This window comes from Micromonospora sp. CB01531, assembly GCF_001905095.1.
Taxonomy (GTDB): domain Bacteria; phylum Actinomycetota; class Actinomycetes; order Mycobacteriales; family Micromonosporaceae; genus Micromonospora.
Window position 1 is genome coordinate 137,143 of record NZ_LWLS01000001.1, and the last position, 9,125, is coordinate 146,267.

At 75.0% G+C, this 9,125-nt stretch carries 9 protein-coding genes; 8 read left to right on the forward strand and 1 reads right to left on the reverse strand.

The window, feature by feature from the left end; all coding sequences use genetic code 11:
• Nucleotide 1: 1 nt before the first annotated feature.
• From A6A27_RS00655 to rdgB, 4 genes are all read left to right on the forward strand, one after another.
• A complete protein-coding gene (locus A6A27_RS00655) occupies nucleotides 2–1,144 on the forward strand; it encodes a glycosyltransferase family 4 protein (protein WP_073832360.1) in 1,143 nt (380 codons plus the stop codon).
• Nucleotides 1,141–2,298, forward strand: a complete 1,158-nt coding sequence (locus tag A6A27_RS00660; RefSeq protein ID WP_073832361.1) for a glycosyltransferase — start codon at nucleotides 1,141–1,143, stop codon at nucleotides 2,296–2,298. The genes A6A27_RS00655 and A6A27_RS00660 overlap by 4 nt, the downstream gene beginning before the upstream one ends.
• A gap of 158 nt (nucleotides 2,299–2,456) precedes the next feature.
• Nucleotides 2,457–3,182 carry a ribonuclease PH gene (gene rph / locus A6A27_RS00665; protein ID WP_073832362.1) on the forward strand — a complete coding sequence of 242 codons (726 nt, stop codon included), beginning with the start codon at nucleotides 2,457–2,459 and terminating at the stop codon, nucleotides 3,180–3,182.
• 52 nt (nucleotides 3,183–3,234) lie between these two features.
• Nucleotides 3,235–3,852: an RdgB/HAM1 family non-canonical purine NTP pyrophosphatase gene (gene rdgB / locus A6A27_RS00670; RefSeq protein ID WP_073832363.1), complete on the forward strand. Its 618-nt coding sequence runs from the start codon at nucleotides 3,235–3,237 to the stop codon at nucleotides 3,850–3,852.
• 24 nt (nucleotides 3,853–3,876) lie between these two features.
• Here the strand turns inward: rdgB and A6A27_RS00675 are convergent, their stop codons facing one another.
• Nucleotides 3,877–4,758, reverse strand: coding sequence for a LysR family transcriptional regulator (locus tag A6A27_RS00675; RefSeq protein WP_073832364.1), 882 nt, complete (start codon nucleotides 4,756–4,758; stop codon nucleotides 3,877–3,879).
• Nucleotides 4,759–4,829: 71 nt separating this feature from the next.
• Between A6A27_RS00675 and kdgD the strand changes: the two genes are divergently transcribed.
• From kdgD to A6A27_RS41980, 4 genes are all read left to right on the forward strand, one after another.
• The gene (gene kdgD, locus A6A27_RS00680; RefSeq protein WP_198940140.1) at nucleotides 4,830–5,789 is read left to right on the forward strand and encodes a 5-dehydro-4-deoxyglucarate dehydratase; all 960 of its coding nucleotides are present in this window, start codon (nucleotides 4,830–4,832) and stop codon (nucleotides 5,787–5,789) included.
• Nucleotides 5,790–5,794: 5 nt separating this feature from the next.
• A complete protein-coding gene (locus A6A27_RS00685) occupies nucleotides 5,795–7,396 on the forward strand; it encodes an aldehyde dehydrogenase (NADP(+)) (protein WP_143193811.1) in 1,602 nt (533 codons plus the stop codon).
• A 3-nt stretch (nucleotides 7,397–7,399) separates the two neighbouring features.
• Nucleotides 7,400–8,767 carry a glucarate dehydratase gene (gene gudD / locus A6A27_RS00690; RefSeq protein ID WP_073832366.1) on the forward strand — a complete coding sequence of 456 codons (1,368 nt, stop codon included), beginning with the start codon at nucleotides 7,400–7,402 and terminating at the stop codon, nucleotides 8,765–8,767.
• A gap of 33 nt (nucleotides 8,768–8,800) precedes the next feature.
• The coding region (locus tag A6A27_RS41980; protein ID WP_274534514.1) for a tripartite tricarboxylate transporter substrate-binding protein at nucleotides 8,801–9,125 on the forward strand (325 nt) is incomplete at its 3' end.

The following is a 9,125-nucleotide window of genomic DNA, read 5'->3' on the forward strand; positions in this document are numbered from 1 at the left end:
CATGCGGATCGCCATCGTGACCGAGTCGTTCCCGCCGGATGTGAACGGCGTGGCGAACTCCGTCGTCCGGACCGCCGAACACCTCGTGGCGCGGGGACACGAGCCGCTCGTGATCGCGCCCGCGCCCGCCCGCGGCCGGCACCGACCCACCGATCCGCACCCCTACCCCGTGGTGCGGATCCCCAGCCTGCCGCTGCCGCGCTACCAGGGCTTCCGGCTCGGCGTACCGACCGCCGGGCTGGCCGCCGCCCTGCTCGGCCACCGGCCGGACGTCGTCCACCTCGCCAGCCCGTTCGTCCTCGGCGCGGCGGGGGCGACCCTGGCCGTCCGGCACGACCTGCCCGTCGTCGCCGTCTACCAGACCGACGTGGCCTCCTACGCCCGCGCGTACCGGGTCGGCTGGGGTGAGGCCGCGGCCTGGCGCCGGCTCCGCGAGATCCACAACTGCGCGCAGCGCAACCTCGCGCCGTCGACCCGCGCCGCCGCCGACCTGATCGCCAACGGGATCCAGCGGATCTGGCTCTGGCGGCGGGGCGTGGACGCCGACCTGTTCCACCCGACCCGGCGCAGCGACCCGCTGCGCCGTACCCTGGCACCCGACGACGACCTCCTCGTCGGCTACGTGGGCCGCCTCGCCCCCGAGAAGCGGGTGGAACTGCTCGCGGCGACGTCCCGGCTGCCCGGCGTACGGGTCGTGGTGGCCGGCGACGGCCCGGCCCGCCGGCAGCTCGAACGCGCCCTGCCCGGGGTGCGGTTCCTCGGCGTGCAGCACGGGGAGGCGCTGGCCCGCCTCTACGCCAGCCTCGACGTGTTCGTCCACACCGGCCCGCACGAGACGTTCGGGCAGACCCTGCAGGAGGCCGCCGCCAGCGGCGTGCCGGTGGTGGCGCCGGCCAGCGGTGGCCCGGTCGACCTGGTCGAGTCCGGCGTGACCGGGCTGCTGGTCCCGCCCGACGACGGGGACGCGCTCGCCGCCGCCGTGGCCGAGCTGGTCGCCGACCCCGACCGCCGGACCCGGTACGGCACCGCCGCCCGGGCGGCGGTCAGCCGCCGCAGCTGGAGCGCCGTCGGCGACGAACTGGTCGGGCACTACCAGGCCGCCGTCGCCGGCACGCCGCTCGCCGGCCTCCGGGCCCCCAGGTGAGCGGGGTACGCATCGTCCGGGTGGCCAACTTCGTGACCGGCCGCTCCGGCGGGCTGCGTACCGCCCTGCGGCACCTCGGCGAGGGCTACCTGGCCGCCGGCCACGAACCGGTGCTGGTGATCCCCGGCGAGCGGTACGCCGACACCCGGCAGCCGTGGGGCCGCGTGGTCACCCTGCCGGGGCCGGTGCTGCCGGGCAGCGGCGGGTACCGGCTGCTGACCGACCGGCGCCGGCTGGCCGGGGTGCTCGCCGACCTGGCGCCCGACCGGCTGGAGGTCTCCGACCGGAGCACCCTGCGCTGGACCGGCCGGTGGGCCCGGGCGCACGGCGTGCCGTCGGTGATGGTCTCGCACGAGAGCCTGACCGGGCTGCTCGGGCAGTGGCGGCTGCCGGGCGCCCCGGCCCGGCGGGTCGCCGACCGGCTCAACCGGGAGACCCTGCACCACTACGACCGGGTGGTCTGCACCACCCGCTGGGCAGCGGAGGAGTTCGACCGCCTCGCCGGCCCGCCGGTCGACCTCGTGCCGCTCGGGGTCGACCTGACCACGTTCCACCCCGACCGCGCCGACCCGGTGCTGCGTGAGCGGTACGCCGACCACACCGAGGTGCTGTTGGTGCACTGCGCCCGGTTGTCGGTGGAGAAACGCCCCGAGCTGGCGGTGGCCGCCCTCGCCCGGCTGCGCCGCGCCGGCGTACCCGCAGTGCTGGTGATGGTCGGCGACGGGCCGCTGCGGGCGACGCTGGCCCGGCGCGCGGCCGGCCTGCCGGTGCACTTCGCCGGCTTCCTGCCCGACCGGGCCGCCATCGCCGCGCTGCTGGCCAGCGCGGACGTGGTGCTCGCACCCGGTCCGGTGGAGACCTTCGGCCTGGCCGGGCTGGAGGCGCTGGCCAGCGGCACCCCGGTGGTGGCCAATGCGGCCAGTGCGCTGCCGGAGGTGATCGGGCCGGGCGGGCTGGCCGCCTACGGCACCCCGTCGGCGATCGCCGCCGCGGTCGTCCGGCTGCTGGAGCGCCCGGAGGTGGCGCGGCGGTCGGCCGCCCGGCACCGGGCCGAGGAGTTCGGCTGGCCCGCCGCGGTCGCCGGTTTCCTCCGCGCGCACGGCGTTGCACCGGTCCCCGCCGACGCCGCGACGGAGGCACCCGGCCCGCCCTGACCCGTGCCGCTCCGCTCGTTCCGGCGGCGAGCTGGGCCCCGCCACCGCCGGGTCGGACTGGACCGACCGGCCCGCGCTTCGGACGCGAGCCACCGACCCGCCCGGGCAGAGGGCACACCGCGGAGCGCTTCGATCACCGCACCGCATAAGGTGCAGGCATGGCGCGACCTGACGGGCGGCGGCCCGACCAACTCCGACCGGTGACCCTGACCCGGGGCTGGAGCACCCACCCGGAGGGCTCGGTCCTCGTCGAGTTCGGCGCGACCCGGGTGCTCTGCACGGCGAGCGTGACCGAGGGGGTGCCCCGCTGGCGCAAGGGCTCCGGGCTCGGCTGGGTCACCGCCGAGTACGCGATGCTGCCCCGGGCCACCAACACCCGCTCCGACCGGGAGAGCGTGCGCGGGAAGATCGGCGGGCGTACCCACGAGATCTCCCGGCTGATCGGCCGCAGCCTGCGGGCCTGCATCGACCTGAAGGCGCTCGGCGAGAACTCGGTCGTGCTCGACTGCGACGTGCTCCAGGCCGACGGCGGCACCCGGACCGCGGCGATCACCGGCGCGTACGTGGCGCTGCACGACGCGGTGACCTGGCTTTCCGAGCGCAAGGCCCTGGCCGGCAAGGTGGAGAAGGTGATGCACCGCTCGGTGGCCGCGGTCAGCGTCGGCATCATCGCCGGCGAGCCGCGCCTGGACCTCTGCTACGAGGAGGACGTGGCCGCCGAGGTCGACATGAACGTGGTCTGCACCGGGACCGGCGACTTCGTCGAGGTGCAGGGGACGGGCGAGGCCGGCGTCTTCGCCCGGGAGCAGCTCGACGCCCTGCTCGACCTGGGCGTGGTGGGCTGCCTGGAACTGGCCGACGCGCAGCGGAAGGCGCTCCAGTGAGCGCGAGGTGCGAGCTTGCGAGCCCCGCAGTCGCGAACGAAGGTGGTCTTTCATGAACACAGTCCTGCTCGCCACCCGGAACCGGAAGAAGCTCGTCGAGCTCCAGCGGATCCTCGACGGCGCGCTCGGCGCGCACCGGATCGCCCTGCTCGGGCTGGACGACGTCGAGGAGTATCCGGAGTTGCCGGAGACCGGCCTGACCTTCGGCGAGAACGCGCTGATCAAGGCGCGGGAGGGCTGCCGGCGTACCGGCCTGCCGACCATCGCCGACGACTCCGGGCTCGCCGTGGACGCGCTCAACGGCATGCCGGGCGTGTTCAGCGCCCGCTGGGCCGGCCGGCACGGCGACGACCGGGCCAACTTCCAGCTGGTGCTGGACCAGATCGCCGACCTGGCGGACGAGCACCGGGGTGCGGCCTTCGTCTGCACGGTGGCGCTGGTGCTGCCGAGCGGCAAGGAACACCTGGTCGACGGCCGGCAGTCGGGTCGGCTGCTGCGGGCCCCGCGCGGCGACGGCGGCTTCGGGTACGACCCGATCTTCCTCGGCGACGGTCAGGAGCGGACCAACGCGGAGCTGACTCCGGAGGAGAAGGACGCGGTCAGCCACCGTGGCAAGGCGCTGCGCGAGCTGGCCAAGCTGGCCGCCAAGGTGCTCCTGCCGGCGGCCTGACCGAGCGTCGGCGCGGGTGCCTGATCAGCCGGTCACCCGCGCCAGCAGCGCCGCCAGGGCCGGGTTCTGGTGGCCGGTGCGCCACACGCTGTGCAGCTTCACCGTGCCTTCCTCGATGTCGGTCACGTCGAGGAAGGCCAGGTTCTCCAGTCGCAGCGCGGACGCCGAGCGCGGCACCAGGGCCACCCCCAGGCCGGCGTTGACCACCGACAGCAGGGTGTGCACCTGGCTGATGTGCTGGACGTACCGGGGGGCGACGCCGGCCTGGTGGAACGCGGCGACCACCAGTTCGTAGAAGTACCACGCCTCCGAGGGCGAGTAGGTGACCACGTCGTGTTCGGCGACGTCGGCGAGCCGGGGCGAGCGGCCGAGCCGGGTCAGCGGGTGGTCGCGGGGCGCCGCCAGCACCAGCGACTCGGTGTGCACCAGCCGGGAGGCGAGCAGCTCGCTGCGTGGCACCTCGCGGACCAGCCCCACCTCCAGCTCGCCGGCGAGGATCGCGTCGAGCTGGACCCGGGTGACCATCTCGGAGAGCACCAGGTCCACGCCGGGCAGGTGTTCGGCCGCGGTGGCGATCCAGCGCCCGAGCACGGTCAGCGCCGACACGGCGGTGAAGCCGATCCGGATCGACCCGGCGGTGCCGTCGGCGACCCGGCGCGCGGTCAGCGGCGCGGTGGCGGCCAGGGTGAGCAGCCGCCGCGCCTCGTCGAGGAATACCCGGCCAGCGGGGGTGAGGGTGACGCCGGTGGACGTTCGCTCGAACAGCAGCAGCCCGGTGGCGCGTTCCAGCCGCTGGATCTGGCGGCTCAGCGGCGGCTGGGTCATCCGCAGCCGGGCGGCCGCCCGCCCGACGTGGCCTTCCTCGGCGACCGCCACGAAGCCCCGGAGCTGATCGAGGGTGAACATGGCACCTCCAGCGATGATGCCGGGAAGGTATCAGCCAATGCCCAACTCGTGTTGGACTGGTATCACCCGAGGTGCTTAACCTCCTGGTCACCTACGCGAAACAGGAGTCCAGCGAGATGACCCGACACACCCCGGAAGAGCTTCAGCGCGTGCTGGGGAGCGGATTGCTGTCCTTCCCCGTCACCCACTTCACCCCCGAGCTGGAGTTCGACGAGGCCGCGTACCGGGAGAACCTGAGCTGGCTCGCCTCGTACCCGGCGGCAGGGCTGTTCGCCGCGGGCGGCACCGGGGAGTTCTTCTCCCTGACCCCGGACGAGATCGCCCGGGTGGTGCGGGCGGCGGTGGCGGGCAGCGGCGGCACGACGCCGATCATCGCGCCGGCCGGCTTCGGCACCGCCCAGGCGGTCGACCTGGCCCGCGACGCCGAGCGGGCCGGCGCCGACGGCATCCTGCTCTTCCCGCCGTACCTGACCGAGTCGAGCCAGGACGGTCTCGCCGCCCACGTGCGGGCGGTCTGTGCGGCCACCTCGCTGGGCGTGGTGGTCTACCACCGGGCCAACGGCCGGTTCACCGTGCCGACCATGGAGCGGCTGGTGGCGACCTGCCCCAACCTGATCGGCTTCAAGGACGGCGTCGGCGACATCGAGCTGATGACCCGGCTGTACGCCACGATCGGCGACCGGCTGCTCTACATCGGCGGCCTGCCCACCGCGGAGACGTTCGCCCTGCCCTACCTGGAGCTGGGCGTGACCACCTACTCGTCCGCGATCTTCAACTTCGCCCCCACCTTCGCGCTGGAGTTCTACGCCGCCGTGCGGGCCCAGGACCGGGCCGGCGTCTACACCCGGCTCAACGAGTTCGTGCTGCCGTACCTGGAGATCAGGAACCGCAAGGCCGGCTACGCGGTCTCGATCATCAAGGCTGGGATGCGGGTCGTCGGCCGCCCCGCCGGCCCGGTCCGGCCGCCGCTGACCGACCTCACCGCCGACGAGCAGGGCGCGCTAACCACCCTCATCGAGAAGCTGGGCTGACCGCCATGACCACCAGCGACACCACACTGCTCACCGGCGCCATGCTGATCGGTTCCGCCGAGGTCCACGGCAACGAGGGCGAGGTCCGGGCCGTCGACCCGCGCAGCGGGCGGACGCTGGAACCGGCGTACGGCCTGGGCGGCGCCGCCGAGGTCGACCGCGCCGCCGAACTCGCCTGGGCCGCGTTCGACGGCTACCGGCACGCCGACCTGGCGACCCGGGCCGCGTTCCTGGAGAGCATCGCCACCAACCTCGAGGCGCTCGGCCACACCCTGGTCGAGCGGGTGGTGGCCGAGGCCGGCATCCCGGCGGCCCGGGTGCTCGCCGAACGGGCCCGTACCTGCAACCAGCTCCGGCTCTTCGCCTCGGTCGTCCGCGACGGCGACTGGCTCAACGTCCGGATCGACCCGGCCCAGCCCGACCGGGTCCCGCTGCCCCGACCGGACCTGCGGCAGCGTCGCGTCCCGCTCGGCCCGGTCGCGGTCTTCGGCGCGAGCAACTTCCCGCTGGCCTTCTCCGTCGCCGGCGGCGACACCGCCTCGGCGCTGGCCGCCGGCGCCCCCGTCGTCGTCAAGGCGCACGAGGCCCACCCCGGCACGTCCGAACTGGTCGGCCGGGCCGTCCAGGCCGCGGTACGCGAGCACGGCCTGCCCGAGGGCACCTTCTCCCTGCTGTACGGCGACGGCACGGGGCTGGGCGCCGCCCTGGTCCGCCACCCCCGGATCCGGGCGGTCGGGTTCACCGGCTCCCGCGCCGCCGGGCTCGCCCTGGTCGCTGCGGCCGCCGCCCGCCCGGAACCCATCCCGGTGTACGCCGAGATGTCCAGCGTCAACCCGGTGTTCGTGCTGCCCGGCGCGTTGGCCGAGCGGGGCGCCGAGCTGGGTGCCGCCCTGATCGGCTCGGTGACCGTCGGCGTCGGGCAGCTCTGCACCAGCCCCGGCCTGGTCTTCCTGCCCGACGGCGACGGGTTCGACGAGTTCGTGGCGGCCGCCGCCGAGGCGGTCCGGGGCGTCCCGGCGGCGCCGATGCTGACCGCCGGCATCCACGCCGCGTACGACCGGGGCCTCGACCGGCTGGCCGCGCTCGACGGGGTACGCGCCGTGGCCCGGGGCGCCGCGGGCGCGGGCATCGCCTGCGCCGGCCGGACCGGACTGCTGGTCACCGACGGCGCGACGTTCCTGGCCGAGCCGGCGCTGCGTGAGGAGGTCTTCGGCGCGGTGACCGTGGTGGTCCGGGTGACCGGCGACGACCAGCTGCGGGAGATCGTCGAACGACTCGACGGGCAGCTCACCGCCACCGTGCACGCGGCCCCCGCCGACCACCCGCGGGCCCGCCGGCTGCTCGCCGAGCTGGAGCTCAAAGCCGGCCGGGTGCTGGTCAACGGCTGGCCCACCGGGGTCGAGGTGGGGCACGCCGTGGTCCACGGCGGCCCCTTCCCGGCCACCTCCGACCCGCGGAGCACCTCGGTCGGAACCCTGGCGATCGACCGTTTCCTGCGTCCGGTGAGCTACCAGAACGTGCCGGCCGACCTGCTGCCCGCCGAACTCGCCGACGACAATCCGCTGGGGCTGTGGCGGCGCGTCGACGGCCATCCGGGACGGGACTGAGCCATGACCAGCGAACTTGCCGAGGCGCCCACCGTGGCCCCGCCCCGCACCCCCGTGGTGACCGGGATGCGGGTCGTGCCGGTCGCCGGGCACGACTCCATGCTGCTGAACCTCAGCGGCGCGCACGCCCCCTTCTTCACCCGCAACCTGGTGCTCCTCACCGACAGCGAGGGACGGCTCGGCGTCGGCGAGGTGCCCGGCGGCCCGGCCATCACGCAGACCCTCTCCGACGCCCGGGACCTGGTGCTCGGCCGGCCCGTCGGGCAGCACCACGCCGTGCTGGCCGCCGTCCGGGCACGCTTCGCCGACCGCGACGCCGGCGGCCGGGGCGCGCAGACGTACGACCTGCGGACCACCGTGCACGTGGTGACCGCGCTGGAGGCGGCGCTGCTGGACCTGCTCGGCCAGCACCTGGAGGTGCCGGTGGCCGCCCTGCTCGGCGACGGCCAGCAGCGCAGCAGCGTGCCCACCCTCGGGTACCTGTTCTTCGTCGGCGACCGCAACCGGACCGACCTGCCGTACCGGAGCGAGCCGGACGCGGCCGACGACTGGCTGCGGCTGCGGCACGAGGAGGCGCTGACCCCGGAGGCCGTCGTCGCCCTGGCCGAGGCGGCCCGGGCCCGCTACGGCTTCCGCGACTTCAAGCTCAAGGGCGGGGTGCTGCCCGGCCCGGTCGAGGCCGAGGCGGTGCGGGCGCTGGCCGGGCGATTCCCGGACGCCCGGATCACGCTCGACCCCAACGGCGGCTGGCTGCTCCGGGACGCCGTCGCGCTCTGCCGCGAGCTGCGCGACGTGCTCGCGTACGCCGAGGACCCGTGCGGCGCCGAGGGGGTGTTCTCGGCCCGCGAGGTGCTGGCCGAGTTCCGCCGGGCCACCGGCCTGCGTACGGCCACCAACATGGTCGCCACCGACTGGCGGGAGCTGGGCCACGCGATCCGCGCCGACGCGGTCGACATCCCGCTGGCCGACCCGCACTTCTGGACCATGGCCGGCTCGGTGCGCGTCGCCCAGCTGTGCGACGCCTGGGGGCTGACCTGGGGCTCGCACTCCAACAACCACTTCGACGTGTCGCTGGCGATGTTCACCCACGTCGCGGCCGCCGCGCCCGGCGAGATCACCGCCATCGACACCCACTGGATCTGGCAGGACGGCCAGCGGCTCACGAAGAACCCGCTGACCATCGCCGACGGCGCCATCGCGGTTCCCACCGCGCCGGGCCTCGGCGTCGAGCTCGACCTGGACCGGGTCGAGGCGGCCCACCAGCTCTACCTGGAACACGGCCTCGGCGCCCGCGACGACGCCGAGGCGATGCGCTACCTCATCCCCGACTGGACGTTCCACCCCAAACGTCCGTGCCTGGTCCGGGGCTGACCCCCACCACCCCCACACGCACGAGGAGTCGTCATGAGATCCCCCCTCCCGTCCCCGTCCCGCCGCCGGCTGCTGGCCGGCCTCGCCGCGCTCGCCGTGCTGCCGGTCGCCGCCTGCTCCGGCGTGCAGGGCGGCAAGGACGCCGCGGGCGGCAACTACCCGACCCGCGCGGTCCAGTTCACCGTGCCGTTCGCCCCGGGCGGCAGCGGCGACCTGATCAGCCGGGCCATCGGCAAGGCCGCCGAGAAGCCGCTCGGCCAGTCGGTGGTCGTCACCAACAAGCCCGGCGCCAACGGCGCCGTCGGCGGCAAGGAGGTGCTGGCGTCCGCGCCGGACGGCTACAACATCGCCCTGCTGG